Origin of the sequence: Xanthomonas sp. WHRI 8393 (assembly GCF_040203315.1) — a bacterium.
Lineage (GTDB): Bacteria > Pseudomonadota > Gammaproteobacteria > Xanthomonadales > Xanthomonadaceae > Xanthomonas > Xanthomonas arboricola.
On record NZ_JBEGGL010000001.1, the window covers coordinates 409,933 to 434,761 of the forward strand.

Here is a 24,829-nt window from a genome sequence, read left to right on the forward strand (position 1 = left end):
CAGGCGACACGCAACGCCTTGCGTGCAGGTGTGTGTACACCGCAAGACAGCCAAGAGCAGCACCTGCAGACGGACATCATCACCTCACATCCGGAACACGCCAAAGCGTGTCGTCTCGATCGGTGCATTCAATGCGGCCGACAGTCCCAGCCCCAGCACGCGACGGGTATCGGCCGGGTCGATGATGCCGTCGTCCCACAGGCGTGCACTGGCGTAATACGGATGCCCCTGCTGCTCGAACTGCGCACGGATCGGCGCCTTGAATGCAGCTTCCTCTTCGCCCGACCAGGCGCCACCCTTGGCTTCGATACCGTCGCGGCGCACCGTGGCCAAGACGCTGGCGGCCTGCTCGCCGCCCATCACGCCGATGCGCGCATTCGGCCACATCCACAGGAAGTTCGGCGAGTAGGCGCGACCGCACATGCCGTAATTGCCGGCACCGAATGAGCCGCCGATCACCACGGTGAACTTGGGCACCTTGGCGCAGGCCACCGCCATCACCAGCTTGGCCCCGTCCTTGGCGATGCCGCCATGTTCGTATTTGCGCCCGACCATGAAGCCGGTGATGTTCTGCAGGAACACCAGCGGAATGCCGCGTTGCGTACACAGTTCGATGAAGTGCGCGCCCTTGAGCGCAGACTCGGAAAACAGGATGCCGTTGTTGGCGATGATGCCCACCGGATAGCCATGCAGATGCGCAAAGCCGGTGACCAGGGTGCTGCCGTAGCGCGGCTTGAATTCGTCCAGCTGCGAGTCGTCGACGATGCGGGCGATCACTTCGCGCACATCGAAGGGCTTGCGCGTGTCGGCAGGAATCACGCCATACAGCTCGTCGGCGGCGTAGCGCGGCGGCAGCGGTGCCTGCAGTGCCAGCGATGCAGGCGGCTTGCGCCAGTTGAGCCGCGCGATGATGGCGCGCACGCGCGCCAGGGCCTGCAGGTCGTTGTCGGCAAAGTGGTCGGCCACGCCGGAGATGCGCGTGTGCACATCGGCACCGCCGAGTTCTTCGGCACTGACTTCTTCGCCGGTGGCCGCCTTGACCAGGGGTGGACCGCCGAGAAAGATCGTGCCCTGCTCGCGCACGATCACCGTTTCATCGCTCATCGCCGGCACGTAGGCGCCGCCGGCGGTGCACGAGCCCATCACGCAGGCGATCTGCGGGATGCCGTTGGCCGACAGGTTGGCCTGGTTGTAGAAGATGCGTCCGAAGTGATCGCGGTCGGGAAACACTTCATCCTGCAGCGGCAGGAACGCGCCGCCGGAATCGACCAGGTAGATGCATGGCAAGCGGTTCTGCTGCGCGATTTCCTGCCCGCGCAGATGCTTCTTCACCGTCATCGGGTAATAGGTGCCGCCCTTGACGGTGGCATCGTTGGCCACGATCACGCACTCCACCCCGGACACGCGCCCGATGCCGGCCACCACACCGGCGCACGGCACCTGATCGTCGTACATACCGTGCGCGGCCAATGGCGCGATCTCCAGCAAGGCGCTGCCCGGATCCAGCAAGGCATCGATACGCTCGCGTACCAGCAACTTGCCACGTGCGCTGTGCTTGGCACGCGCAGCCTCACTGCCGCCCAGCGCGGTCTGCGCCAGCGTGCGGCGCAGATCCTCGACCACGGTGCGCATCGCAGCAGCGTTTTGTTGGAAGCTCTCGCCGCTGACCTGCAGCTGGCTGGTGATCGCGCTCATGGTGGCTCCGTCAGGCGGTGCGTTCGAACAGCTCGCGGCCGATCAGCATGCGTCGGATCTCCGAGGTGCCCGCGCCGATTTCGTACAGCTTGGCATCGCGCCACAGGCGCCCGGTGGGGTAGTCGTTGATGTAGCCGTTGCCGCCCAGCACCTGGATCGCCTGGCCGGTGAGCCAGGTGGCTTTTTCGGCCGCGTAGAGAATCGCGCCGGCCGCATCCTGGCGCGTGGTCAGCCCGGCATCGCAGGCGCGCGCCACCGCATAGACGTACGCGCGGCAGGCGTTGAGCCCGACGTACATGTCGGCCAGCTTGGCCTGCATCAACTGGAAGGTGCCGATCGGCGCGCCGAACTGCTTGCGCTCGTGCACGTACGGCAGCACCACGTCCATCGCCGCAGCCATCAAGCCCAACGGGCCACCGGCCAGCACCACACGTTCGAAATCCAGCCCGGACATCAGCACGCGTACGCCGCCGTTGAGCGTGCCCAGCACGTTCTCGGCCGGCACTTCGCAATCGGTGAACACCAGCTCGCAGGTGTTGGAGCCGCGCATGCCCAGCTTGTCGAGCTTCTGCGCGGTGGAGAATCCCGGCATGCCCTTTTCGATGATGAAGGCGGTGATGCCGCGTGCGCCGGCATCCGGGTCGGTCTTGGCGTACACCACCAGCACATCGGCGTCCGGGCCGTTGGTGATCCACATCTTGCTGCCGTTGAGCACATAGCGGTCGCCGCGCGCATCGGCGCGCAGCTTCATCGACACCACATCCGAGCCGGAGCCGGCCTCGCTCATCGCCAGCGCGCCGACATGCTCGCCGGTGCACAGCCTGGGCAGGTAACGCTGCTTCTGTTCCTGCGTGGCGTTCTTGCGCAGCTGGTTGAGGCACAGGTTGGAATGCGCGCCGTACGACAGGCCGATGGCCCCGCCGGCCCGCGAGATCTCTTCCATCGCCACCACATGCGCCAGGTAGCCCATGCCGCTGCCGCCGTACTCTTCTTCCACGGTCAGCCCGAGCAGGCCCTGCTCGCCGAACAGGCGCCACAGCTGGGCAGGGAAGACATTGTCCTGGTCGGCCGCGGCGGCGAGCGGGGCAATATGGTGGCTGGCGAAGGCCGCCACGCTTTCGCGCAGCAGATCGATGTCTTCGCCAAGCGCAAAATTCAGGGACGGCACGTGCATGGAGCGACTCCGCAGGGATCGGGATGTGCCGGGTGGGAGCGGGCAGGCCGCACGGCGTTTGTGCGCAGCCTAGCGGTCCGCAATGAAAAAGTGAACTAAAATTCAACTATTGAACCCAGAATCACACCATGGCTTATCGACGCTCCGCCCTGATGGAAGAACGCCTGGCCGGCAATCGCGAACGCATCCTGCACGCGGCCCGCGCCCTGATCGCCGAAGGCGGCTACCGCAATGCGCCGGTGACCGCCGTCGCCGCTGCCGCTGGCGTGTCCACCGGGCAGATTTACCGACACTTCCCGTCCAAGGCCGAGCTTTTCGTGGAAGTTCTCAATGCGGCGGTGCAGCGCGAGATGACCATCCTGCGCGCCATCACCACCACCCAGGCCAGCGCTGCCGAGCGCCTGCGCAACGCGATCGCCACTTTTGTGCGGCGCGCGCTGGCCGGCCCGGCGTTGGCGTACGCCTTCATCGCCGAGCCGGTGGAAAGCGAGGTGGATGCCGAGCGCATCCGTGGCCGACGCCTGTTCGGCGAAGTGTTCCGTCAGTTGCTTGCCGAAGGCGTGGCGGCTGGCGAGTTCCCGCCGCAATCGCTGGACGCAGCGGCGGCCTGCATCGTTGGCGCCTTCACCGAGGCGCTGGTGGGACCGATCGCCCCCAGTCGCGGCGACCCGCAGCAGGGCGAGCAACTGGTCGAGGCGATCTGCGGGTTCTGCCTGCGCGCGGTCGGCGCGTCCCATCCGGCCGGCTGACAGTGCACTGACTGAGCCTCTAACTGGGCTGTATGAACGCTTCTGACTGTGCATATACTGTGCACTCGTCCTGCTGGAGTCGTGCGATGGTCGCCGTTCTCAATCCCCTGGCCCTGACCGAACGCCTGCGCGTACCGGATCGCACCATCCTGTCGCCCTCGGCCATGGCCGGCCTGCTGGATCTGTCGCAGCAGGAGCTGGCCGAGCTGGCCGGTGTGCATCGCAACAGCCTGCGCGTGCATCCGGAAAGCCCGCGCGTGCAGGACCTGCTACGCAACCTGTCGCGCCTGCTGGTGGCGATGACGCAGCTCCAGCCGGACGAACGCCAGGTGGTGTTCCATCTCAAGAACACTCCCATCCCCGCGTTCGAATTCGCCACCTTGCTGGAAGTGGTCAAACAGGGCCGTACCGACGATGCGTTGACCTATCTGCGCACCGTCGCCTCGGGTGCCGCCGGTTGAAGCTGAGCGCCCCGGCGCACTGCACGCTGTATCGCGCCTTCACCCCACGCTGGGCCGCCGAACCGCTGAGCGGCGCCGGTGCGGCACGCTCGGGCGGGCGCTTCAATCGTTTCGGGCAGCCGGCGCTGTATCTGTCGCTGCAGCTGGAAACCGCTGCCGCCGAATACGCGCAGGCTGCGCTGTTCCTGCCGCCACTGACCCTGGTCAGTTACGCCGCCGACCTGCCGGCGTTGGCCGATCTGCGCCTGCTCGATGCAAGCTGGGATCCGCTCTGGTCCGATTGGACCGAGGACTGGCGCAAGGCCCTGGTCAACAAGATCGAACCGGTGAGCTGGGTGCTCGGCGACATGCTGCGCGAGGCGGAGATCCCTGGCGTGATCTTTCCCAGCATGGCGTTGCCGGAGGGCATCAACGTGGTGCTGTTTCTGGACATGCTGCAGCCCGAACAGGTGTTGCGCGTGCTCGACGATGGCCGCCTGCCGCGCGATGGGCGTAGTTGGGGCGATCCGCCGATCGAGGCGTAGCGAGGCCCTTCAACCCAGCAACAGCTGCAGCGCACCCGCCAGCACCGGCGCGGCCACAGCCGTGGGCAGAATCAACCCACGCCGATACGGCAGCAGCCACAGCGACAGCAACGCGGCTGCGCCGGTCAATGTGCCCAGCCACAACACCGGGCCGATGCCCCAGCCTTGCGCGTGTACCGCCAGGCCGAAGGTGAGCAGCAACAGCAGCCAACCCAGCACGCGCAGTTGCCTTGAACGCGCGGCGCCCAGCGTACGGCCACGCACTTCCTGCTGATGCTTGTCCATCGCCAGGCACAGCGCGGCGAATCCGGAAAAATTCAGCGCCAGCAACAGCCACACGCTCATGCGCTCTCCTGCATCGGCACGCCGCCTTGCGCAGGCGCGGCGGCAGTGGCGCGCGCACGTCGTGCCGATGCCGGTTGCGGCGCCTTCCAGTGTTGCAGGCGCCATCCCGCGATCCCAAGGGATACGCCAAGGAACAGGCAGACCAGATCGACCCCGGCCAGCGTCCATTGCCCGGCCGGCAACGTCACGCCCAGATGCACATCGGTGGTGATCGCATTGACCACCGGCACCAACGCGAACAAGGCCGCACCCAGATACAGCTGCCAGCTCCACATCGCGCGCCGTGGCCACACGAACGCGGCCAGCAATGCGGTGGCCCATGCGACGAAGAACAGATTGGCCTCCATCGCCGCGCGCCCCTCCAGGCCCACCGGCAACAAGCGGTTGGCCCAGAAGAAACTGGCAAAGGCGATCGGCAGGCCGGCGACCGTGCCGATGTTGAGCGCATCCACCAACCGCAGCCCGAAGCCGATGCGCCCAGCCCTCAGGTGTTTGGGGCGTTCCTTCACTGCCCACATCACCACGCCGCTGGCCACCATCAGGCAACCAAGCAAGCCGGAGCCGAAGAACAGCGCGCGCATCCACGGCCCGGCGAAGTGGGCGATATGCAGGCCCACCATCACCCCACGCGTCTGGCTGGCACCGCCCGGCGGCCCGCTGCGCTGCAGGCGCTGTCCATTGATTGCATCGAACAGGATGGACGGCGCATCGGTGGAGAGGTTGCCAGCGCGCTGAGTGACGCCGACCGCCGCATGCGCGTCGTTGGGAAGCGACACCGCCACGTTGCCCACCTCGCCGCCACGCCAGTCGCTGCGCGCACGCGCCACGAATTGTTCCAGCGGCAGCATGCGCGCCGGCGTGCCGGAGGCGCCTCGCGTATCGGCCACCCGGTTGGCGGACTCTTCGTAGAAACGCATTTCGTTGTCGGGGTACTGCGCCTTGATGCCCCACGGCAGGTACATGAACATCAAGGTCACGATGCCGGTGTAGGTGATCATCGCGTGGTACGGCAACGCGGTCACCGCGCTGACGTTGTGGAAATCCAGCCACGAGCGCAGGCCCTTGCCCGGGCGAAAGGTGAAGAAATCCTTGAAGATCTTCTTGTGCGTGATCACGCCGCTGATGATCGCCACCAGCATGAACATCGCGCAGAAACCGACGATATAGCGCGACCACATCACCGGCAGATAATGCAGGTCGAAATGCAGCCGGTAGAAGAATTCGCCGCCCAGGGTGTCGCGTGCGGCGATTTCCCTGCCGGTGGCCGGGTCGATGATGGCGGTGCCGTACATCTGCCGGCGGCTGGCCGGTTTGCCATCGGCTGGCGCAGGGTTTTGCCAGTACATGCTGACTACCGGATTGCGCGTGTCCGGCAAGGTGATGTTCCAGCTCTGCGCATCGGCTGCATGCGTCTGCAGATACTGCTCGGCACTGCGCAGCGCGGTTGCGTTGCTCACCGTGGTGGTGGGCAATTCCGGGCGCATCCAGCGGCTGATTTCGTCGCGGTAATAACTCGCCGTGCCGCCCATGAAGATCAACAGCAGCACCCAGCCGACCAGCAGGCCGGTCCAGGTGTGCAGCCACGCCATCGACTGGCGGAATCCCTGCTTCATGCCACGCCCCGTTGCAGCCATGCGGCCAGTGCGAACATCAGCGCCGCCGGCACCGCGATGCCGGCCCAGGCGCGCCACACGCTGGCGGTGGCGAAGGCCCATAGCGGCGCGCAGGCGCACACCACGATGCCGACCAGCATGCTGGTCAACACCGCCTCGCTGCGTGGCATCGGCAGGACCAGCGCCAGCAGCAGATTGGTGGCGCTGGCGAGTGCATAGCCGCCAAACATCGCCGCCAGCGTGCGCCCAAGCACGCCCAGCCAGGGACGCCTGAACCAGGGAAGCGGCAGGGACGGTGCGGTGGACATCGGATCAGCCAGGCGTGTGGCCGACTTACTCGGCCAGGAAGGTCAACGTGCTGATGTGATGGATCATCGACACCTGCTTGCCGGCGATCTCACGCTTCACCGGCTCCTTGTTGGCAGCGACCAGGATGTGCCGGCCGGCGCGCAGCTTGGGCAGGGTCACCTGGCCCTTGGCGTCGGAGGTCAGCGTCTTCTGCCACTTCTGCGGGTCGATCACCGTCACCTCGACCTTGGGCAGCGGCTTGTTGCGATAGAGCACGGTCAGCGTGTTGCTGTTGGCGGCGGTGGGCACCAGTTCGAAATCGAGCTTGGCCGAGGGCGTGGCGCGCCCGGCGCGTGCGTAGTAGCTCACGGTCTCAAAGCCGCCGGCCTCGCCCTTCCACGGCTCGAACACGCTGTCATCGCTCAGCCAGGCATCGCCGGTGCCGGACAACGGCGCGGTGAGGAATTCGCTGCCGCGCTGCAGGGCGCCAGCCTTGCCGGCGCTGCCGAACACGGTCGGCTTGACCACACGCTTGATCTCGTCTTCGCCGTGATCCAGGGCCTCCTGCGCCGGCTCGCCGAAGTAGATGCGCACCGGGCCGCTACCGTCGCGCTCGATCCAGATCTCGTGGGCTTGGGCAGACAGACTGATGCTGGCCAAGGCCAGGCAGGACAGCAGGAAGGACTTCATCGCGGCGACTCCTCGTCAGCGGGACCGGGCGAGGCGAGAACCGCATCACCGTGGATTGATGGGAATGATACGCAATTCCCTCAAGCGCGACCAACGTCTCATGCGGCATTGCGGCAATTCATCGGGCTGCGCGGACCGGCGTGCCTGCAAGACCCATAGCGCGCCAGGGCGCAGCGCACACCGCTGCAATCACGGTCATGCACACTGGCCAGACGGGCGCGAACTGTGCTCTATACTCCGGCGCTAGCAGAGGTCTTCGACCAACAGCCAGGGGTGAGCGCGTGCGGAATTACGACCTCGAGTTCCTGAAGAAATTCTCGATGGTGATCGGACTACTGGTGGTGATCACCCTGGGCCTGATTGCCCTGGCAGCCTATTTGCAACGCGCCATTCCCGACGAAGTCTCGCCCACTGCGGCCAAGCGCGTGCAGCAACGCATCGCCCCGGCCGGCGCGGTCTATGCCGGCACCACCGGTGCGTCCGCACAGGCCGCAGCCCAGGCGGCAGCGCTGGCCAAGGCCGCCTCGCAGTCCGCCTACGGCGGCAGCACCGACGGCAAGACCATCTTCGACAACCTGTGCACCGCCTGCCACACCACCGGCGTGGGCAAGGCGCCGACGCTGGACCATGCGCACTGGGACGCGCGCATCGCCCAGGGCAAGGACACCTTGTACAAGCACGCGATCGAGGGCTACACCGGCCCGGATGGCGGCATCATGCCGCCCAAGGGCGGCAACCCGGCGTTGACCGAAGAACAGGTGCGGGCCACGGTCGACTGGATGCTGAGCAATCTGAAGTAAGCGCCTGCAGCGCAGTAGGCGGTTGACACAAGCGGTCGGTGTGCGGCCAGGTGGCAGCGCGCGCCGTGCGCGGGTGCGTCGACCGGTCAATCGCCAGGCTTGCACGCGCTGGAGCACGCGTTAGCTTTTGTAGGCCAGCACCCATTGCGCGAGCGTTTGCACTCGCTGCACGACGTGCTTGCACGACAACCTTAGCCTTGGACGCCCAGGCCGGCGCAAGTGCTTCGGGGAATGCCTGCAGTTACCGGCATCTGTAGATCGGCCACGCTACCCACGCAGCAGCTGGTCGCCACTCGCAACGTTTTGCTAGCCTGTCGCGGTTCTCACGCGCCGCCTTCGGGGCGGCGCTTGCATGTGGTCTACGTCTTTCTGGAGTGTGTCGATGTCGCGTTGCTCGCTGGTTGTGCTCGGTGTGATCGGTCTGTTGGCGCCACTGCTGGGCAGTGCCGCCGAGGGCGCGCCGCAACGTCTGTCGATCGCCGACGTGCAAGGCGAAGACACTCGTAGCCCCTACGACGGCCGTGTGGTCGACGTGGAGGGCATTGTCACCGCCGATACGCGTGCCGGTCTGGCCGGGCTGTTCGTGCAGCAGCCCGGCTTCGAGCCGCGGCGCTCGCACGGTCTGTTCGTGACCGGTGCCGGCAATGCCGAGGTGGCGGTGGGCGACCGCGTGCGCATCGTCGGCACCGTTCGCGAGGTGTCGGCAGGCGGCGAGGCGAGCCTGACCACGGTGGATGCCAGCAGTATCGAGCGACTGGCCAGCGGCCAGCCGGTGCCGGTGCGCATGCTCAGCGGGCCGCCGGCCAACTGGGAAGCGCTGGAAGGCGAGCACGTGCGCATCGCTGCGCTGACGCTCAACGGCAGCGATCGTCTGGACACCTATGGCGAGCTGGTCGCCGCGTTCGGCGGGCGCTTGTGGCAGCCCAGCGAAGTGGCCGCCGCCGGCACCCCGGCCTTCGCACAGGTGCAGGCCGACAACGCCCGTCGCCAGGTGTTGCTGGACGACGCGCGCAACGGCCGCAGCCCCAAGGCGGTGGCCTATCTGCCGGCCGATCCGGTGCTGCGCAGCGGCAGCCTGCTCAAGTCGGTCGACGGCATCGTCGACCAGCGTTACGACGGCAACTACCGCATCCAGGTGCTGAGTCCGTTGACGCTGCCGGCCATGCCGACCGCGGTGGCGCCGCAGGTTGGCGGTGACCTGCGTATCGCCTCGTTCAATCTGGAGAACTTCTTCAACGGCAATGGCCGCGGCGGCGGCTTTCCGACCAAGCGCGGTGCGCGCACGCACGAGCAGTTCCAGGCGCAGCTGACCAAGCTGGTGTCCACCATCGTGCCGTTGCACGCCGATGTGGCTGCGTTGATGGAGCTGGAAAACGATGGCAATGACGCTGATGCGGCGGTGGCGCAACTGGTCGCCGCGCTCAACGCGGCTGACAAGGCCAAGGACTGGCAGTTCGTCGACACCGGCAGCGGCCCGGGCGATGACGCGATCCGGGTCGGCATCGTGTACCGCAGTTCGCAGGTCACGCCGGTCGGCAAGCCGGCCACGCTGACCGGCGGGCCGTTCGACAGCCACAGCCGGGTGCCGCTGGCGCAGGCGTTTCGCAGCACCCGCGGGGCAACCTTCGTGGTGGTCGCCAATCACTTCAAGTCCAAGGGCTGCGGCAGCGCCAGCGGCGCCGATGCCGACCAGCGCGACGGCCAGGCCTGCTGGAACGCCACCCGCACCGAATCGGCCAAGCGCCTGCACCAGTGGCTGCAGACCGACCCCACCGGCGCGCAGACCAAGCTGGCCGTATTGCTGGGCGATTTCAACGCCTACGCGATGGAAACGCCGATGCGCAGCCTGCGCGCCAGCGGCTGGCAGGACGCCTTTGCGGTGGCCGGCGTGAAGCAGCCCTACAGCTACGTCTACGATGGCATGAGCGGGCGGCTGGACCACGCCCTGCTCAGCCCGGCGATGGCCAAGCAACTGCGCGGCGCGGTGGAATGGCATATCAACGCCGATGTCATGGACGATGCCGGCTATGCCAAGCGCAACCTGCCCGGCCCGTGGCGCAGTTCCGACCACGACCCGGTGCTGCTGGGTTTTTCGCTATAGCGCGCTAGCTGGCGCACGTCCCGGCGCGGCGGCGCAGCCGCAGGTTGAGCAGGTGCGTGCTGGCCAGCAGCAGGCTGCCGGTCACCGTGATCGGGGTTTCCCAACTGCCGCCGGCAACCCCGCTGGCGCCCAGCACCAGGCCGGCTAGGCCGAAGACCGCCAGCGCCCATACCGGCGCGGGCAGTGCATGCCGGCGATGACTGCTCCACAGCGCGTAGCCGCTCAGCGGCACGGCGGCCGTGGCGAACACCACATGCACCCATTCGGCCCGGCTCCAGGCACCCAGCAGCGGCAGTGCAGCGGCCAGCAATGGCAGCGCTAGGCAGTGCAGCAGGCACAGGCTGGATAAGGCGATGGCCGAGTTGTCCAGTACAGAAGCGGTAACGCGCATCGGGGGTGTCCTGTCGAGCTAGTGTTATATAGTAACACTTCCATTCCAGCCAGGCCCTCAGGATGTCCCTGTCCCCCAAGCGCGATTCACGCCTGCCCGTCACCGTGTTGTCCGGCTTTCTCGGCGCCGGCAAGACCACCCTGCTCAACCGCATCCTGCATAACCGCGACGGCCTGCGCGTGGCGGTGATCGTCAACGACATGAGCGAGGTCAACATCGACGCGCAGCTGCTGCGCGAGGGCGGCGCGGCCTTGCGACGCACCGAAGAGACACTGGTGGAATTCAGCAACGGCTGCATCTGCTGCACGTTGCGCGACGATCTGCTGCAGGAGGTACGCAAGCTGGCCGAACAGAAGCGCTACGACTATCTGTTGATCGAATCGACCGGCATCGCCGAGCCGATGCCGGTGGCGGCCACCTTCGCGGTGCGCGATGCCGACGGCTTCAGCCTGGCCGACATCGCCCGGCTCGACACCATGGTGACGGTGGTGGACGGCAGCCGCTTCCTGCAGGACTTCGGCTCGGCCGCCACGCTGGCCGAACTCGGCCAGCAGGCCGGCCCGGACGATAGCCGCGGGCTGGTGCAGTTGCTGGGCGAACAGGTGGAATTCGCCGACGTGCTGGTGATCAGCAAGTGCGATCAGATCGATGCACAGCAGCTGCAACGCCTGCGCGCGGTGTTGCGTGCGCTCAATCGCGAGGCGGCGATCGTCGACGCGGTGCATGGCGAAGTGCCACTGCGCCAGGTGCTAGACACCGGCCGCTTCGATTTCACCCGTGCGCAGCTGGCGCCGGGCTGGATGCAGGAACTGCGCGGCCAGCACACGCCGGAAACCGAGGAATACGGCATCAGCAGCTTCGTCTATCGCGCCCGCCGGCCGTTTCACCCGCAGCGTTTTGCGCGCATGGTGCAAGGCGGTCTGCCGCAGGTGATTCGCAGCAAGGGATTTTTCTGGTTGGCCAGCCGCATGGATTGGGTTGGCGAATTGTCCAGCGTGGGTGGCGCGACCCAGACCAATGCAGCGGGCTTCTGGTTTGCCGCACGCCATCGCGTGGATGCGCATGCCATCGGCGAGCCGCTGCAGACCAGCATCACGCCATTGCCGTATACCGATATCGGCTGGCAGCGTCAGCAGACGCAATGCTGGACCGCGCCGCTGCCGCAACCGCACGAGGTTGGCGATGCCAGCGAATACGCCGCGATGCAGCGGCTGTGGCACCCGCTATGGGGCGACCGTCGCCAGGAGCTGGCGGTGATCGGCGTGGACATGGACGCGCCGCGCACGCGCGCTGCGCTGGATGCCTGCCTGCTCAGCGATCACGAGCTACGCCAGGGCCCGGCGCAATGGCAACTGCTGGACGATCCGTTTCCGCACTGGCAGCGCTGATGGCGGCCTGGATCGCGCTGTCGACATCCGTTCGCGCCTGGTTCCGGATGCAATCTGCCGCAGGCTTGCATCTGCAGTGCGGCGTGCGGATGTGCCGCCACGTGGCGGTGTATCGCATGCCTCACCCGCGGCCTCCGGACAGCGCGCACAGGCAACGGCGCTGTCCGGATCTTCCGCGGTAGCCGTTGTCGCTTGCCTTGCGATGTGCTCTTGCTTTTTCGGCAGACTGGCAACGAGAGCCGTCGTCCAGGCCGGCGACGTGAGGAGGGCGGCGACGGATCTAGGCGCCGAAGTGAGCACACCGCGACGCGATGACGGCTGCCAAACAACTGACCCATGCGCATCACAGTCCCCCTTGGGTCACTGCACGCATGATCTCCAGCGCTGCCCCTTCGAGGCGAGTGGCGAACCGGCGTCGCGCCGGCCGAATGCCGCCATCAGCCCAGCCGCATGCCCCAGGCGATCGCTGCGATTGCCGGCGCCGCCAGCAACAGCCCCACCCAGCCGCGTCGGCCGATGCGTTCGCCGAACCCCAGCTTGCCGACGAGCGCTCCCAGGATGACCACCCCCAGGTTCATGCTGGCGAAGACGGTGGCCGGGCTGTGTGGCAGCAGCTGATGGGCGCGCACGTAGCACAGGATGTTGCCGAAATTAAGCGCGCCCAGGAGCACGCCGGCGAGCAGGTTGCGAAAGCTCAGGCGCGCGACACCGCCCCGGCGAACGACTTGCAGGCCAAGCATCAGCACACCTGCCAGGGCAAAGCACAGCGTCAATGACGTCAATGAAGGCGTACCGGCCTGTGCGATGTGCTTGAGCAACAGATCGATCAGGGCAAAGCCCATCCACACGCCTGCCAGCCACGGCCATCCGATCGAGGTCGGGGCCGAATCCGCACCGGTGGCCTGACGTGGCCGTTGCAGGATGCAGACGATGGCCAGCAGACCCAGGCCCAGTCCCGTCAGCTTCCAGGCATTGACCGGTTCACCGAAGAGCGTGAACGCCGCCGCCAGCGAGAGCAGGAGCGACAGGCGTTGGGCAATGTCGGTACGGACGATGCCGGCGGTGGCGACCGCGCGTGCCAGCAGCATGAAGATCGAGGGCAGCGCCACCGCCAATGCAAACAGTGCCAGCCAGGGCGTGGTCGGCGCGCGCAGCGTGTCCAGTGACGGATGCAGGGTCAGCCACGCCAGCAGTGCGGCGGTGGCGTAGTTCCAGGTGATCGCCTGCGCAGCATCCAGGCGATAGCGCGGCAGCAGCTTGAGAACCACCGACACCAGGACACTGCAAACGACCGCAAACAGCAGAAAATGCATGGGCAACGCAACGAAGTGTGCAGGCAGGGCGATGAACGCGGCCGGCGGGGCGGCTATTATGACGGTATGTCCAATCCCTTATTCCCCACCGAATCGGCCGCACTGACATTGGACGGGCCAGTCGGTCCGCTCGATGTCGCGGTCGATCTGCCCGAGCCGGACGTTGCCGTGCAACCGGTCACCGCCATCGTCTGCCACCCGCTCTCCACCGAGGGCGGCAGCATGCACAACAAGGTCGTCACCATGGCTGCGCGCGCGCTGCGCGAGTTGGGGATCACCGTGGTGCGCTTCAATTTCCGCAGTGTCGGCAACTCGGCCGGTGCGTTTGATCATGGCGATGGCGAGCAGGACGATCTGCGTGCGGTCGCCGCATGGGTGCGCAGCCAGCGCCCGGGCGACACGCTGTGGCTGGCCGGTTTCAGCTTCGGGGCGTATGTATCGCTGCGCGCCGCCGGCTCGCTTGAACCGCAGGTGCTGATCTCGATCGCGCCGCCGGCCGGGCGCTGGGATTTCAGCGACATGCAGCCGCCGGCGCAGTGGCTGGTGGTGCAGGGCGATGCCGACGAAATCGTCGACCCGCAGGCGGTGTATGACTGGCTGGAGACCCTGGAGCAGCAGCCCGAGCTGGTACGCATGCCCGACACCAGCCACTTCTTCCACCGCAAATTGATCGATCTGCGCGGTGCGATCCAGCATGGTGTCCGGCGCTGGTTGCCGGCCGCCGTCTGACCGCGGCAGGGCCCATGCGTATCGCCCGGCGATGCGCCGTTGAGCGGGCAAGGCAGCAGCCGGCCCGCGGAGAACACGATGAGTGAGATGACCCCGTCGCAGCGCTACGCCGCCGGCGTACAACGCGGCGACTGGCGCGCCGACCCCGCGCAGCAGGCGGCGCTGGCCGAGCTGGACCGTATCCACGAGGCATTGGTGGACAGCGCGCAGGACGGCTGGCTGGATCGGCTGTCGGCGTTCTGGAAAAAGCCCGAGCCGGTGCGCGGCCTGTATTTCTGGGGCGGGGTGGGGCGCGGCAAGACCTTCCTGGTCGACCTGTTCTACGACGGGTTGCCGATCAAGCAGAAGTACCGCACGCACTTCCATCGCTTCATGCGCGGGGTGCACGAGCAACTGCGCGAGCACGCCGGGCAAAGCGATCCGCTGGCCAAGATCGCGCAGCAGTGGCGCGAGAATTTGCGCGTGCTGGTGCTGGACGAATTCTTCGTCACCGACATCGGCGATGCGATGTTGCTGGCGCGCCTGCTGGAACGCCTGTTCGCCGAAGGCGTGACCCTGGTGACCACCTCCAACACCGCACCGGAAAACCTCTACGCCAATGGCCTGCAGCGCGACAGTTTCATGCCGGCGATCGGCCTGTTGCAGAAGTTCTGCGTGGAACTCTATGCCGAAGGCACCGAGGATTACCGCATGCGCGCGCTGACGCGCTCACCGGTGTATCGCGCGCCCCTGGATGCGCAGGCCGACACATGGCTGACGCAGCGCTGGGGCGAGCTGAGCGGAAATTCCGAGCCGCGCAGCGGCAACATCGAAATCGAGGCGCGCAAGATTGCCGTGCGTGCGCGCGGCAAGAGCATCGCCTGGTTCGATTTCGCCGCGCTGTGCGAGGGCCCGCGTGGCCCGGGCGATTACATCGAGATCGCGCGCGAATTCACCACCGTGTTGCTGGGCGGCATCCCGCACTTCGATCGCATGAATGAGGACGCCGCACGTCGCTTCGTCAATCTGATCGACGAGCTGTACGACCGCCACGTCAACCTGGTCTGCACCGCGCAGGACGCCCCGCCCGCGTTGTACAGCGGCCAGCGCCTGGCCGGCGCCTTCGAGCGCACCGCCTCGCGCCTGATCGAGATGCAGAGCGCCGAGTATCTGGCGACCGCGCATCGGGCCTAGACATGCAGACGCGGCCCGGCCCGGGACTGCATAAGATCTTGTGACCGATCAGGACGGCGGCCTGGGCCAGTTCGGCGGCGGTGCCTGGTTGCACAATGGATCTAAAAATCGCTTGCAATTAAATAGTGCGCTATGTAAATTGCAGCCATGGACACCGCCACAGCCACCACCGCCCGGACCAATGCGCTGCTGCAGCTCGACAACCAGCTGTGCTTTGCGCTGTATTCGGCCAACCTGGCGATGCACAAGCTCTACCGCGGGCTGCTGAAGACGCTGGACCTGACCTATCCGCAATACCTGGTGCTGCTGGTGTTATGGGAAACCGACGGCCGCAGCGTGTCGGAGATCGGCGAGCGCCTGTACCTGGACTCGGCCACGCTGACCCCGCTGCTCAAGCGGCTGCAGGCTGCCGGACTGGTCACTCGCACGCGCGCCGCCAGCGACGAGCGTCAGGTGATCATTGCGCTGACCGATGCCGGCCGCGCACTGCGCGCCAAGGCTGGCGTGGTACCGGAGCAGGTGTTGTGCGCCTCGGCGTGTTCGTTGGACGAATTGCGTCAACTCAAGCAGCAGCTGGAAACGCTGCGCTCAAACCTCGGCACGGGGTGAGCCGGCCCCGCGAGATCCGCACGTCTTTGCAACATGTCGTACACGATTAAATCGTCAACTATTCATCTACATCACGCGCTGACAGCGCTCATTCTGGAGAACCACCATGGCCTCACCTGAAAAAGTCCTCTACACCGCCCATGCCACTGCCACAGGCGGCCGCGAAGGCCGCGCCGTGTCTTCCGACAAGGCGCTGGACGCCAAGCTGTCCACCCCGCGCGAGCTGGGCGGCGCCGGCGGCGACGGTACCAACCCGGAGCAGCTGTTCGCTGCCGGCTACGCCGCCTGCTTCATCGGCGCGATGAAGGCTGTCGCGGCGCAGGACAAGCTCAAGCTGCCGGGCGAAGTGAGCATCGACAGCAGCGTCGGCATCGGCCAGATTCCGGGCGGCTTCGGCATTGCCGTGGAACTGCGCATCGCAGTGCCGGGCATGGACCAGACCGAACTGCAGGCGCTGGTCGACAAGGCCCACCAGGTCTGCCCGTACTCCAACGCGACCCGCGGCAACATCGACGTCACCCTGACCCTGGCCTGATCCACGCCAGCACCACCACGCGTAACACGTGGTGGAGTCAGAAACGGCCCGGCGCCTGCGTCGGGCCGTTTTTGTTGCAGCAGCAGCGCTGCCCTGAAGAACACAGGCAGCCGGCGTCGCTGTGTCAGCGCGACCTGGCATGGACGCAAGACACGCCAACGAGCCGATGCACCCGCGTCCGGGTGCGCACGCACGCGCTGGCGATGCGCGTCACCGCGCGGCACACTGTTGCGATGACAGTGCCTGCTTCTGCGATCCCGATCGGACTTTCCTGCGCATGAGCGCAACGCGTCCCACCTTGTTGCTGCTCCCCGGTCTGCTCAACGATGCGCAGCTGTGGCAGGCGCAGCGCGTGGCCCTGGCCGAGCTTGCCGACTGCGTGGTCGGCGACATCACCCAGGGCGAGAGCATGCGCGCGCTGGCGACACAGCTGCTGGCGCAGATGCCGCCGCGGTTTGCACTGGCAGGATTTTCCTTGGGTGGCTACGTCGCGCAGGAAATCCTGCGTATCGCGCCGGAGCGCGTGGAGCGGCTGGCCTTGCTGGATACCTCCGCACGTGCCGATTCGCCCGAGCGTGCGGCGCAACGGCGCGCGCAGGAAGCGAGCGTGCGTGGCGCCAGTGCCTTCCACGGATTCGGCGAACGGCTGCTGCGGCACTACGTGCATCCCTCGCGCTGGCAGGACGAGGCCTTGCTGGAGCGGGTGCGTGGCATGACCCAGCGGCTGGGCGTGGAGGTGTTTCTGCGGCAGAACCGGCTGGAGCGGGAAGACGGCCGCGCGCTGCTGCGCGCCTATGCCGGCCCGCTGCTGGTGCTGTGCGGCCAGGACGATGCGATCACCCCGCCCGCATTGCACGAGGAAATGGCCGCACTTGCAGTGCACGCGCGTCTGGTGCAGGTGCCTGCGTGTGGCCATCTGTCGCCGCTGGAACAGCCGCAGGCGGTGTCGGATGCACTGCGGCAATGGCTGCTCGCCTGATACCGCAATGACCGAGCCGACCCAGCCATGCCTGCCGCCGTGCGATCGCCGTGGGGTGGCATCAACCAGTGTGCGATGAGGTGCTCTGAACCAGCGGTAGTTGGGGAGCAAGCATCAGCATGCCGTCGGCTGATACGTAATGCGTGCATTCCTGCACGCACGGTGTCGTACCTGGTCACGGTAGCCATCCGGCCGAAGCGAATCGTTGGGCCGCCGCAAGGCGCGCAAGTCCGCTTGCGCTGCACCGCCACCCTCACCGCGCGGCAGTCGTCGGCCAGCGCCTGTTCCCGGCGGCCACGCCCCAGCGTGACATCGACCTATGGCAGGACGTCGGGGCGCCGTAGCGGCGTCTGGGCCTCGCCACGTAAAACGTGAACCGGGTCGAGCATCGTTGCGCCGACATCCTGCAAACGTTTGGCTCACTTGATTCTCACGGTGTATGGTGTGAATTATGTTGCACAGCAGCATCGGAGCTCAGCAATGCTCGACTCACGCATCGAAAAGGTTGATCTGGCACTCACCGAGATTGCCAAGGACCCATCGGAGAAGGTGGCGCTGTGGCAGTGGGCGTGCCGCGAGATGCTGCACGAGACGCTGATCGGCATGCACCAGCTCTCGCACCTGGCGGGCATTTCCCAGCAGGTTGCCAACGACTGGCGCGCGCCGGTGGATGTGATCGCACCCGAGAAGCCCTATCTGGCCCCCTCCGCGCTGGCCGATCGCCGCCTGCCGCAGGTGCTCGATGGCCTGGGCAATACGCATGACGACAACGACCGCGCCACGCTGTGGCGGCTGCGCTATGCCAGCCTGATCGCCGCCACCCTGCAGGGCATGCAGGCACTGGCCGACAAGCACCGCATCGACCGCCAGGCGATGGCATTGGGACAGTGAGCTGACCGCGCTGCGCGGCTGCACAGGCTGTGCTGCCGTCCAAGGGTTGGCTTCATGTCAGAACGCTTGTCTTCAATGCCGGACGGCGGCCTCTTCCAGATGCCGCCAGGCATGCCGCACGATCCAGCGCGCCTGGTCCCAGGGCACCGACAGCAGCGGTTGATAGTGGTAATAGCCGTCCTGCAGCACGCGATACAGCTGCGCCTCGGTCGCGCGCGGATAGGCCAGATAGATGTCGTAGCCGAACGTGAGTAGCCGGGCATAATCGGCGAAGGCGTAGCCCCCCAGATGGCCTTCGGCGTGGACACCGCGCCAGTAGGCGATCTCGGTGTCGAGATCGACGCTGCGGCGGGTCAAGACGGATGCGCTGTGCATGGGTAGGACTCCGTTGCCGAGACTACCCCCTGTGCCCGGCACCGTAGCAGCGCCTGCCGCGTGCAACCAGCACGCGACGACGAGCGGTCGTCGCGTTGGCGATGCCACGGGCCGGACAGTGCCGACCCATGGCAGCCGGGACCTCAATCCCAGTCGGGTGCGATGGCCTTCGGGTTGGCCAGCCGCTGCCCGCGGTCCAGTGCGGCGATCTCGCTCATGTCCTGCTCGCTCAGCCGCAGCGTCTGCGCCTTGAGATTGCTCTCCAGATTGTCGCGCTTGGTCGAGGACGGAATCACCGAATAACCCTGCTGCAGTGCCCAGGCCAGGGTGACCTGCGCCGGGGTGGCGTCATGGCGTGCGGCGATCGCCTGGATCACCGGGTCCTTCAGCACCTCGCCCACCGCCAGCGTCATGTACGAGGTGACATGGATGCCTTGCTCGCGCAGGAACGCGATCAGGCTGCGGTTCTGCAGGTACGGATGCACTTCGATCTGATTGGTGGCGATGGCCTCGGCACCCAGGATCTCGATGGCCTGCTTGATCAGCGCGATGGTGAAGTTGGAGACGCCGATCGCGCGGGTCAGGCCCTGCTGCCGGGCCTCGTTCAAGGCTTCCAGATAGTCGCGCATCGGCACCTGATCCTTGGGCGAAGGCCAGTGGATCAGGGTCAGGTCGACGTAGTCGGTGCCCAGTTTGCGCAGGCTTTCCTGCAGGCTGGGCAGCAAGGCGCTGCGGTCGAACTTGTCGACCCAGATCTTGGTGGTCAGATATAGCTGATCGCGCGGCAGGCCGGATGCAGCGATGGCCTGGCCGACCTGTTCTTCGTTGTCATAGATCTGCGCGGTATCGACGGCGCGGTAGCCCAACTCCAGTGCATTGCGCACCGAGTCGATGACGACCTGGTCCTTGAGACGGAAGGTGCCGAGGCCGAATGCGGGGACTGTCATTGTGTTCCTTTGGTAATCGGGAATGGGGAATCGTGCATCGCAAAAGCTGATGTCGTGGGGGCGCTGTGAGCCATTAGTCCAGTGCGACGACGGCCTTGCCGAAGTTCTCGCCGCGCAGCAGGCTGATCAGACCCTGCGGGGCGCTGTCCAGCCCGTGCAGGACGTGTTCGCGGTACTGGATCTGGCCGTCGCGCAGCCACTGGCCCATCTCGCGCAGGAAGGCGGGCATCAGGCGGATGAAATCGTGCTGGATGAAGCCGCGCACGGTCAGCCGCTTGCGCAGCACCTGGCCCATGAACTCCGGCAGGCGATCTGGCCCCGGCAAGGCCTGGCTGCGGCTGTTGTAGGTGGCGATCACGCCGCATACCGGGATGCGCGCGAAGTCGTTCAATTGCGGCAATACCGCGTCGAAGACCTTGCCGCCGACGTTCTCGAAATAGATGTCGATCCCGTCCGGAGTGGCCGCGCGCAGCTGCTCGGCAAAGTCGTCGGCGCGATGGTCCAGCGCCACATCCACGCGCAGCACCTCGCGCAGATACCGCACCTTTTCCTCGCCACCGGCAATGGCCACCACGCGCAATCCCTGCAGACGCGCCAGCTGGGCCACGGTGGCGCCGACCGGCCCGCTGGCTGCTGCCACCACCAGGGTTTCGCCGGCCTGCGGCTTGCCGATTTCGTGCAGGCCGGCGTAGGCAGTGAAGCCGGGCATGCCGTACACGCCGAGCGCGGTGCTCAGCGGCAGGGCATCGTCCTTGGGCAGCTTGCGCAACGGCGCGGTGGGCGTGAGCAGGCTATGGCTCTGCCAACCGCCGGGCAGTACCAGCAGGTCGCCTGGCTGATAGCCGGCATGGTGCGACTCGAGCACCTCGCCGACGGTGCCGCCTTCCATCACCGCGTCGATCTCCACCGGGGCGGCGTAGGACGGGCCTGCGTCCATGCGTCCGCGCATGTACGGGTCCAGCGACAGGAAGCGGTTGCGCACCAGGATCTGGTCGTGCCCGGTGGGCGGCAAGGCGACGTCTTCACTGCGGAAGTTGTCGGCGCTCGGCTCGCCGTGCGGGCGAGAGGCCAGCACGACGCGGCGATTGGTGATCGATGTCATGGGGGATTCCTTGCGGAAAGGGCCGCGCGTACGCGACCGGGGGAGCGCAGCCGCAATGGCGGCTGCGCGCGGAAAGACGCGCGTGGTCGACTGCGTGCGTGATGCAAGCCGATGCGTCAGGCTGCGTCGGCCGGCTCGGGGGCGCTTGCGGCATCGAGCTGTGCAATCTGATCGGCGCTCAACGACAGCTGCGCGGCGGCCAGCACATCGTGCAACTGGGTCACGCTGGTAGCGCTGACGATCGGTGCGGTCAGGCCGGGGCGTGCGATCAACCAGGCCAGTGCGATCTGTGCCGGCGTGGCGCGGTGGGTGGCCGCCAGATCGTCCAGCGCCTGCAGAATGCGCAGGCCGCGCGGATTGACGTATTGCTTGACCACCGAGGCACCGCGCGCGCTGCTCTTGCCGGCGTCGTCGGCGCTGCGGTATTTGCCGGTCAGAAAACCGCTGGCCAGCGAGTAGTAGCTGATCACGCCGAGCTCGCGTTCGCGCACCAGCGGCTCCAGCTCGGCTTCATAGCCGGCGCGGTCGTAGAGGTTGTATTCCGGTTGCAGGCTTTCGTAACGCGGCAGCTTGTACTGCTCGGAAATATCCAGGGCATCGCGCAGGCGTGCGGCGCTGTAGTTGGACGCGCCGATCGCGCGCACCTTGCCCTGTTCGATCAAGCGGCCGAATGCGGCCAGCGTGGCTTCCAGCGGAATCGATTCGTCGTCCTCGTGCGCCTGGTACAGATCGATCACATCGGTCTGCAGGCGGGTGAGCGAATCTTCCACCGCGGCGGCGATGTTCTCCGGCGACAGGCCCGGATGCTCGCTCCATTTGGCCACCTTGGTGGCGATCAGCACCTTGTCGCGCTTGCCGCTGCGTGCGAGCCAGCGCCCGATGATGGTTTCCGACTCGCCACCGCGATTGCCCGGCACCCAGCCGGAGTACGCATCGGCGGTGTCGATCAGATTGAAACCGGCATCGACGAAGGCATCGAGCAACGCGAACGAGGTCGCCTCGTCGGCGCTCCAACCAAACACATTGCCACCGAACACGATCGGTTGAACCTGCAGGCCGGAGCGGCCTAGCGCGCGGGAGTGGGTCATCACGGTTGCTCCTGATTCGAACTGCCGACAGGATAGTCATGCGTGCCGATGTTGCGTGTGACACCTGCGTGGATTCAGCGTTCCGCAGATCGCCCTCATCGACTCACGTCGTCTGAACATGTCGTCCGCCGCGCCTGGTGCGGCGCGTCATGCGGCGTACGGATCCGTGCACATGGCAGGCTTCGGGCCGCATGCTAGGCTCGCGCTACTTTTTCCCGCAAAGGGCGCTGCGATGATCCGCAACAAGCTGGTGTGTGCATGTGTGGTGGGGATGGCAGTGGCGATGAGCGCGCCACTGGCCATGGCAATCAAACCGGCCGATAGCGCCAGCTTGCCGGCGCCCGATGCGGCGCTGCAAAAAGCCATCGACGGCAACTGGCGCGATCGCGTCTACGTGCAGCGCGATGTCTATCGTCATCCCGGCCAGACGCTGGCGTTCTTCGGCATCAAGCCGACCCAGACCGTCATTGAAATCACGCCGGGCGGCGGCTGGTACTCGGAAATCCTGGCGCCGTACCTGCGCGACAAGGGCAAGTATGTTGCCGCAGTGGTCGACCCGGCAGCGGTGCCGGAGGGGCGTGGCCGCGATTCGGCACAACGTGGGCGCGACGAGCTGGAGAAGAAGTTCGCCGCCAAGCCGGAGGTGTACGGCAAGCCGTCGTTCGTTTCCTATGTGCCCAAGACGCCGTCGTTCGGCGTGGACAACTCGGCCGATCTGGTGCTGACCTTCCGCAACGTGCACAACTGGCACATGGCCGGCAATGCCGAGGCGATGTTTGCCGGCTTCTACAAGGTGCTCAAGCCCGGCGGCGTGCTCGGCGTGGTCGAGCACCGTGCCAAAGCCGACGTGCCGGCCGACGACAAGAGCGGCTATGTCGGCCAGGCGCAGTTGATCGCGACGGCCGAAGCGGCCGGATTCAAGCTCGCCGGCAAGAGCGAGGTCAACGCCAATCCGCGCGACACCAAGGACTATGCCGGTGGCGTGTGGACCCTGCCGCCGAGCAACAACCACGACAAGGCCGACGATGCCAAGTACAAGGCGATCGGCGAGAGCGACCGCATGACCTTGAAGTTCGTCAAGCAGTGAGACGCCGCCTGCATGCCGACGCACCGCGCGTCGGCATGCAGGTCTTGGGCGCTGCCCGCTACGGTGCGTCGATGCTGGCCTGACGCGCGGCATGCGATGACTGCGCAATCGGCTGCACGACCGTAAGGACGGCGCGGACGGCGCAACGACGGCCAGTTGGACCAACGCTGCGCTGGTTTGCATGCGTCAGGCCACTGATGCACAACCGCCCCGCGCAGCGATGCCGGCTGCGTCAGCGTGCAACGCGGTTGCGGGCAGCAGCACATCGCCTGCCGCCGGTAGCGCGACCTCTTCAACCCGGTGCACGACTCACGCGCCACGCGCGTGGCCTGCAACGACCTTGCGCAACAGGATTGGCATGTTGGTGTTGTTGAACAAACCCTATGGCGTGCTGTCGCAATTCAGCGACCGCTCGCAGCCGCCCAAGCGCACGCTGGCCGAATTCGGTCTGCCGGCCGACGTCTATGCAGCCGGTCGCCTGGATCACGACAGCGAAGGCCTGTTGCTGCTGACCGACGACGGCGCATTGGCGCATCGCTTGACCGACCCGCGCCACAAGCAACCCAAGACCTATTGGGTGCAGGTGGAAGGCGACCCGGAACCTGCGCAACTGCAGGCCTTGCGCGATGGCGTGCTGCTCAACGACGGCCCGACCCGCCCGGCCGAAGTGCGCAGGCTCGATCCGGCACCGCAGCTGTGGCCGCGCGATCCGCCGGTGCGCGTGCGCAAGACCGTGCCCGATGCCTGGCTGGAGCTGCAGATCACCGAAGGGCGCAATCGCCAGGTGCGCCGCATGACTGCCTCGGTGGGCCTTCCGACCTTGCGTCTGATCCGCGTGGCGATCGGCGACTGGACCCTGGATGCGCTCGCGCCGGGCCAGTGGCGCATCGAACACACGCATGGCGCGCGCCCTGGCAGGACGCGACGCTGATCCTGCATCCGGTACAGCGGTCGCTGCACCGCATGCGGCGCTGAGCTCGATGCATCTTGGACGGCGCTGCTTCCAGAACCGCTCATGCGGCATGAGCAGCAGGATTGGTAACGCGAGCTCAGACGCAGCGGTTGCGTGTCTGCGGGGCCGATCCATCCTGCAATGCGGCAATACGGCGCGGGTCAGGCCAGGCGCGGTAATGACAAGGGCGCGACTATGGGCAGGCAACGCGATCACACGCGATCGTTAATCGCTCTGGACCTGCACATGGAATGCCGCATTCTTCGACCACGCGAGTGGGTGTCGATGGCTTGACGATTTAACGGTGGCATCGATCGTGGTCCCCAAACAAAAACGCCACGGCGCAGGGCCGTGGCGTCATGTTTTGTGCCTGGAACGACGGCTTACTCGATGCCGTCGCTAGGAGTCACCGCACCGCGACGCTGGTAGGCGGCGCGACGTGCGCTGGCATTGCTGGCGTGTTCGCGGTCCAGACGGTGGACGTTGCCGCCAAGCACCTGCTGGTCACGCTGGCGCTTGCGATACACGGCATAACCGATCAGGCCCAGGCCGGCGACGGCAGCAGCCACGGTGACGGCCGGGTTGCGCTTGACCACTTTGCTGACGACCTTGCCGCCGGTGCGCACGGCACCCAGGGCAGCACCGGTCTTCAGCCATTCGCTGGCGCCTGGACCGAAATGACGCAGGCTGCTGCCTGCATGACGGGCCTGATCGCCAGCGTTGGAGGCGGCGTGACGCAGATGGTCGCCCGCATTGCCAGCCAGTTCCAGGGCACGCTCCAGGGCGCGTTCGGTGATCACAGTCAGCTTGCTCATTGGAGGCGTTTCCTT

At 66.5% G+C, this 24,829-nt stretch carries 27 protein-coding genes; 14 read left to right on the plus strand and 13 right to left on the minus strand.

Annotated features, from left to right (window positions below):
* Window positions 1-84 precede the first annotated feature (84 nt).
* Both ABQ137_RS01720 and ABQ137_RS01725 read right to left on the minus strand, forming a co-directional pair.
* Window positions 85-1,695: a carboxyl transferase domain-containing protein gene (locus tag ABQ137_RS01720; RefSeq protein WP_349781026.1), complete on the minus strand. Its 1,611-nt coding sequence runs from the start codon at window positions 1,693-1,695 to the stop codon at window positions 85-87.
* Between the two features lie 10 nt (window positions 1,696-1,705).
* The gene (locus ABQ137_RS01725) at window positions 1,706-2,869 is read right to left on the minus strand and encodes an isovaleryl-CoA dehydrogenase (RefSeq protein ID WP_154831230.1); all 1,164 of its coding nucleotides are present in this window, start codon (window positions 2,867-2,869) and stop codon (window positions 1,706-1,708) included.
* Window positions 2,870-2,997: 128 nt separating this feature from the next.
* Between ABQ137_RS01725 and ABQ137_RS01730 the strand changes: the two genes are divergently transcribed.
* The 3 genes from ABQ137_RS01730 to ABQ137_RS01740 all read left to right on the plus strand — a co-directional run bounded on the left by ABQ137_RS01730 (window position 2,998) and on the right by ABQ137_RS01740 (window position 4,603).
* Window positions 2,998-3,618 (plus strand): TetR/AcrR family transcriptional regulator, encoded by a 621-nt coding sequence (locus tag ABQ137_RS01730; RefSeq protein ID WP_104553341.1) that lies wholly within the window; start codon window positions 2,998-3,000, stop codon window positions 3,616-3,618.
* 86 nt (window positions 3,619-3,704) lie between these two features.
* Entirely contained in the window at window positions 3,705-4,079 is a 375-nt protein-coding gene (locus ABQ137_RS01735) for a hypothetical protein (RefSeq protein ID WP_016902050.1), read from the plus strand.
* Window positions 4,076-4,603 (plus strand): RES family NAD+ phosphorylase, encoded by a 528-nt coding sequence (locus ABQ137_RS01740; RefSeq protein WP_228912475.1) that lies wholly within the window; start codon window positions 4,076-4,078, stop codon window positions 4,601-4,603. The genes ABQ137_RS01735 and ABQ137_RS01740 overlap by 4 nt, the downstream gene beginning before the upstream one ends.
* A 9-nt stretch (window positions 4,604-4,612) precedes the next feature.
* Here the strand turns inward: ABQ137_RS01740 and ABQ137_RS01745 are convergent, their stop codons facing one another.
* From ABQ137_RS01745 to ABQ137_RS01760, 4 genes are read right to left on the minus strand one after another with little or no spacing between them, the layout of a single operon-like run.
* Complete coding sequence (locus ABQ137_RS01745) at window positions 4,613-4,948, minus strand: DUF3325 domain-containing protein (protein WP_016902052.1); 336 nt, start codon at window positions 4,946-4,948, stop codon at window positions 4,613-4,615.
* A complete protein-coding gene (locus ABQ137_RS01750) occupies window positions 4,945-6,561 on the minus strand; it encodes a PepSY-associated TM helix domain-containing protein (protein ID WP_349781027.1) in 1,617 nt (538 codons plus the stop codon). Before ABQ137_RS01750 ends, ABQ137_RS01745 begins: the two co-directional genes overlap by 4 nt.
* On the minus strand, window positions 6,558-6,869 hold the full coding sequence (locus tag ABQ137_RS01755) for a DUF3649 domain-containing protein (RefSeq protein WP_024939006.1): 312 nt from the start codon (window positions 6,867-6,869) through the stop codon (window positions 6,558-6,560). The genes ABQ137_RS01750 and ABQ137_RS01755 overlap by 4 nt, the downstream gene beginning before the upstream one ends.
* A gap of 25 nt (window positions 6,870-6,894) precedes the next feature.
* Window positions 6,895-7,539 (minus strand): DUF4198 domain-containing protein, encoded by a 645-nt coding sequence (locus tag ABQ137_RS01760; RefSeq protein ID WP_102250866.1) that lies wholly within the window; start codon window positions 7,537-7,539, stop codon window positions 6,895-6,897.
* 281 nt (window positions 7,540-7,820) lie between these two features.
* Here ABQ137_RS01760 and ABQ137_RS01765 point away from each other — a divergent pair, with 281 nt between their 5' ends.
* Window positions 7,821-8,339 (plus strand): c-type cytochrome, encoded by a 519-nt coding sequence (locus ABQ137_RS01765; RefSeq protein WP_016902056.1) that lies wholly within the window; start codon window positions 7,821-7,823, stop codon window positions 8,337-8,339.
* A gap of 382 nt (window positions 8,340-8,721) precedes the next feature.
* On the plus strand, window positions 8,722-10,440 hold the full coding sequence (locus ABQ137_RS01770; protein WP_349781028.1) for an ExeM/NucH family extracellular endonuclease: 1,719 nt from the start codon (window positions 8,722-8,724) through the stop codon (window positions 10,438-10,440).
* Window positions 10,441-10,444: 4 nt separating this feature from the next.
* Here ABQ137_RS01770 and ABQ137_RS01775 read toward each other — a convergent pair whose 3' ends face one another.
* Window positions 10,445-10,831 (minus strand): MerC domain-containing protein, encoded by a 387-nt coding sequence (locus tag ABQ137_RS01775; RefSeq protein ID WP_054592074.1) that lies wholly within the window; start codon window positions 10,829-10,831, stop codon window positions 10,445-10,447.
* A 62-nt stretch (window positions 10,832-10,893) separates the two neighbouring features.
* Here ABQ137_RS01775 and ABQ137_RS01780 point away from each other — a divergent pair, with 62 nt between their 5' ends.
* Window positions 10,894-12,219 (plus strand): GTP-binding protein, encoded by a 1,326-nt coding sequence (locus ABQ137_RS01780; protein WP_127159615.1) that lies wholly within the window; start codon window positions 10,894-10,896, stop codon window positions 12,217-12,219.
* A 437-nt stretch (window positions 12,220-12,656) separates the two neighbouring features.
* On the opposite strand, the gene ABQ137_RS01785 is transcribed toward ABQ137_RS01780, so the two are convergent.
* Entirely contained in the window at window positions 12,657-13,532 is an 876-nt protein-coding gene (locus ABQ137_RS01785; protein ID WP_046345360.1) for an EamA family transporter, read from the minus strand.
* Between the two features lie 66 nt (window positions 13,533-13,598).
* Here ABQ137_RS01785 and ABQ137_RS01790 point away from each other — a divergent pair, with 66 nt between their 5' ends.
* From ABQ137_RS01790 to ABQ137_RS01815, 6 genes are all read left to right on the plus strand, one after another.
* Complete coding sequence (locus tag ABQ137_RS01790) at window positions 13,599-14,261, plus strand: alpha/beta hydrolase (RefSeq protein WP_046346164.1); 663 nt, start codon at window positions 13,599-13,601, stop codon at window positions 14,259-14,261.
* A 78-nt stretch (window positions 14,262-14,339) separates the two neighbouring features.
* Complete coding sequence (zapE, locus tag ABQ137_RS01795) at window positions 14,340-15,434, plus strand: cell division protein ZapE (RefSeq protein ID WP_102250863.1); 1,095 nt, start codon at window positions 14,340-14,342, stop codon at window positions 15,432-15,434.
* 147 nt (window positions 15,435-15,581) lie between these two features.
* A complete protein-coding gene (locus tag ABQ137_RS01800; protein WP_184614732.1) occupies window positions 15,582-16,043 on the plus strand; it encodes a MarR family winged helix-turn-helix transcriptional regulator in 462 nt (153 codons plus the stop codon).
* A 106-nt stretch (window positions 16,044-16,149) separates the two neighbouring features.
* Window positions 16,150-16,578 (plus strand): organic hydroperoxide resistance protein, encoded by a 429-nt coding sequence (locus ABQ137_RS01805; protein WP_102580170.1) that lies wholly within the window; start codon window positions 16,150-16,152, stop codon window positions 16,576-16,578.
* Window positions 16,579-16,855: 277 nt separating this feature from the next.
* The gene (locus ABQ137_RS01810) at window positions 16,856-17,557 is read left to right on the plus strand and encodes an alpha/beta fold hydrolase (RefSeq protein WP_184432496.1); all 702 of its coding nucleotides are present in this window, start codon (window positions 16,856-16,858) and stop codon (window positions 17,555-17,557) included.
* A gap of 480 nt (window positions 17,558-18,037) precedes the next feature.
* Window positions 18,038-18,448 carry a hypothetical protein gene (locus tag ABQ137_RS01815; RefSeq protein WP_047124556.1) on the plus strand — a complete coding sequence of 137 codons (411 nt, stop codon included), beginning with the start codon at window positions 18,038-18,040 and terminating at the stop codon, window positions 18,446-18,448.
* A gap of 72 nt (window positions 18,449-18,520) precedes the next feature.
* Here the strand turns inward: ABQ137_RS01815 and ABQ137_RS01820 are convergent, their stop codons facing one another.
* The 4 genes from ABQ137_RS01820 to ABQ137_RS01835 form a co-directional block, all read right to left on the minus strand.
* Window positions 18,521-18,823 (minus strand): hypothetical protein, encoded by a 303-nt coding sequence (locus ABQ137_RS01820; protein WP_349781029.1) that lies wholly within the window; start codon window positions 18,821-18,823, stop codon window positions 18,521-18,523.
* A gap of 143 nt (window positions 18,824-18,966) precedes the next feature.
* On the minus strand, window positions 18,967-19,770 hold the full coding sequence (dkgB, locus tag ABQ137_RS01825; protein WP_065033122.1) for a 2,5-didehydrogluconate reductase DkgB: 804 nt from the start codon (window positions 19,768-19,770) through the stop codon (window positions 18,967-18,969).
* A gap of 73 nt (window positions 19,771-19,843) precedes the next feature.
* The gene (curA, locus tag ABQ137_RS01830; RefSeq protein ID WP_349781030.1) at window positions 19,844-20,872 is read right to left on the minus strand and encodes an NADPH-dependent curcumin/dihydrocurcumin reductase; all 1,029 of its coding nucleotides are present in this window, start codon (window positions 20,870-20,872) and stop codon (window positions 19,844-19,846) included.
* Window positions 20,873-20,988: 116 nt separating this feature from the next.
* Window positions 20,989-21,960, minus strand: a complete 972-nt coding sequence (locus ABQ137_RS01835) for an aldo/keto reductase (protein WP_024938994.1) — start codon at window positions 21,958-21,960, stop codon at window positions 20,989-20,991.
* A 232-nt stretch (window positions 21,961-22,192) separates the two neighbouring features.
* Here ABQ137_RS01835 and ABQ137_RS01840 point away from each other — a divergent pair, with 232 nt between their 5' ends.
* Both ABQ137_RS01840 and ABQ137_RS01845 read left to right on the plus strand, forming a co-directional pair.
* Window positions 22,193-23,047, plus strand: a complete 855-nt coding sequence (locus ABQ137_RS01840) for a class I SAM-dependent methyltransferase (protein WP_349781031.1) — start codon at window positions 22,193-22,195, stop codon at window positions 23,045-23,047.
* 358 nt (window positions 23,048-23,405) lie between these two features.
* Window positions 23,406-23,978, plus strand: coding sequence for a pseudouridine synthase (locus ABQ137_RS01845; protein ID WP_104590679.1), 573 nt, complete (start codon window positions 23,406-23,408; stop codon window positions 23,976-23,978).
* Between the two features lie 404 nt (window positions 23,979-24,382).
* Here the strand turns inward: ABQ137_RS01845 and ABQ137_RS01850 are convergent, their stop codons facing one another.
* On the minus strand, window positions 24,383-24,814 hold the full coding sequence (locus ABQ137_RS01850; protein WP_016903604.1) for a hypothetical protein: 432 nt from the start codon (window positions 24,812-24,814) through the stop codon (window positions 24,383-24,385).
* Window positions 24,815-24,829 lie beyond the last annotated feature (15 nt).

Bases quoted from the DNA above. Each gene is read 5' to 3' on its own strand.
- ABQ137_RS01720 (WP_349781026.1), bottom strand. From the start codon at position 1,695: ATGAGCGCGATCACCAGCCAGCTGCAGGTCAGCGGCGAGAGCTTCCAA.
- ABQ137_RS01725 (WP_154831230.1), bottom strand. From the start codon at position 2,869: ATGCACGTGCCGTCCCTGAATTTTGCGCTTGGCGAAGACATCGATCTG.
- ABQ137_RS01730 (WP_104553341.1), top strand. From the start codon at position 2,998: ATGGCTTATCGACGCTCCGCCCTGATGGAAGAACGCCTGGCCGGCAAT.
- ABQ137_RS01735 (WP_016902050.1), top strand. From the start codon at position 3,705: ATGGTCGCCGTTCTCAATCCCCTGGCCCTGACCGAACGCCTGCGCGTA.
- ABQ137_RS01745 (WP_016902052.1), bottom strand. From the start codon at position 4,948: ATGAGCGTGTGGCTGTTGCTGGCGCTGAATTTTTCCGGATTCGCCGCG.
- ABQ137_RS01750 (WP_349781027.1), bottom strand. From the start codon at position 6,561: ATGAAGCAGGGATTCCGCCAGTCGATGGCGTGGCTGCACACCTGGACC.
- ABQ137_RS01755 (WP_024939006.1), bottom strand. From the start codon at position 6,869: ATGTCCACCGCACCGTCCCTGCCGCTTCCCTGGTTCAGGCGTCCCTGG.
- ABQ137_RS01760 (WP_102250866.1), bottom strand. From the start codon at position 7,539: ATGAAGTCCTTCCTGCTGTCCTGCCTGGCCTTGGCCAGCATCAGTCTG.
- ABQ137_RS01770 (WP_349781028.1), top strand. From the start codon at position 8,722: ATGTCGCGTTGCTCGCTGGTTGTGCTCGGTGTGATCGGTCTGTTGGCG.
- ABQ137_RS01775 (WP_054592074.1), bottom strand. From the start codon at position 10,831: ATGCGCGTTACCGCTTCTGTACTGGACAACTCGGCCATCGCCTTATCC.
- ABQ137_RS01780 (WP_127159615.1), top strand. From the start codon at position 10,894: ATGTCCCTGTCCCCCAAGCGCGATTCACGCCTGCCCGTCACCGTGTTG.
- ABQ137_RS01785 (WP_046345360.1), bottom strand. From the start codon at position 13,532: ATGCATTTTCTGCTGTTTGCGGTCGTTTGCAGTGTCCTGGTGTCGGTG.
- ABQ137_RS01790 (WP_046346164.1), top strand. From the start codon at position 13,599: ATGTCCAATCCCTTATTCCCCACCGAATCGGCCGCACTGACATTGGAC.
- zapE (WP_102250863.1), top strand. From the start codon at position 14,340: ATGAGTGAGATGACCCCGTCGCAGCGCTACGCCGCCGGCGTACAACGC.
- ABQ137_RS01800 (WP_184614732.1), top strand. From the start codon at position 15,582: ATGGACACCGCCACAGCCACCACCGCCCGGACCAATGCGCTGCTGCAG.
- ABQ137_RS01805 (WP_102580170.1), top strand. From the start codon at position 16,150: ATGGCCTCACCTGAAAAAGTCCTCTACACCGCCCATGCCACTGCCACA.
- ABQ137_RS01810 (WP_184432496.1), top strand. From the start codon at position 16,856: ATGAGCGCAACGCGTCCCACCTTGTTGCTGCTCCCCGGTCTGCTCAAC.
- ABQ137_RS01815 (WP_047124556.1), top strand. From the start codon at position 18,038: ATGCTCGACTCACGCATCGAAAAGGTTGATCTGGCACTCACCGAGATT.
- ABQ137_RS01820 (WP_349781029.1), bottom strand. From the start codon at position 18,823: ATGCACAGCGCATCCGTCTTGACCCGCCGCAGCGTCGATCTCGACACC.
- dkgB (WP_065033122.1), bottom strand. From the start codon at position 19,770: ATGACAGTCCCCGCATTCGGCCTCGGCACCTTCCGTCTCAAGGACCAG.
- curA (WP_349781030.1), bottom strand. From the start codon at position 20,872: ATGACATCGATCACCAATCGCCGCGTCGTGCTGGCCTCTCGCCCGCAC.
- ABQ137_RS01835 (WP_024938994.1), bottom strand. From the start codon at position 21,960: ATGACCCACTCCCGCGCGCTAGGCCGCTCCGGCCTGCAGGTTCAACCG.
- ABQ137_RS01840 (WP_349781031.1), top strand. From the start codon at position 22,193: ATGATCCGCAACAAGCTGGTGTGTGCATGTGTGGTGGGGATGGCAGTG.
- ABQ137_RS01845 (WP_104590679.1), top strand. From the start codon at position 23,406: ATGTTGGTGTTGTTGAACAAACCCTATGGCGTGCTGTCGCAATTCAGC.
- ABQ137_RS01850 (WP_016903604.1), bottom strand. From the start codon at position 24,814: ATGAGCAAGCTGACTGTGATCACCGAACGCGCCCTGGAGCGTGCCCTG.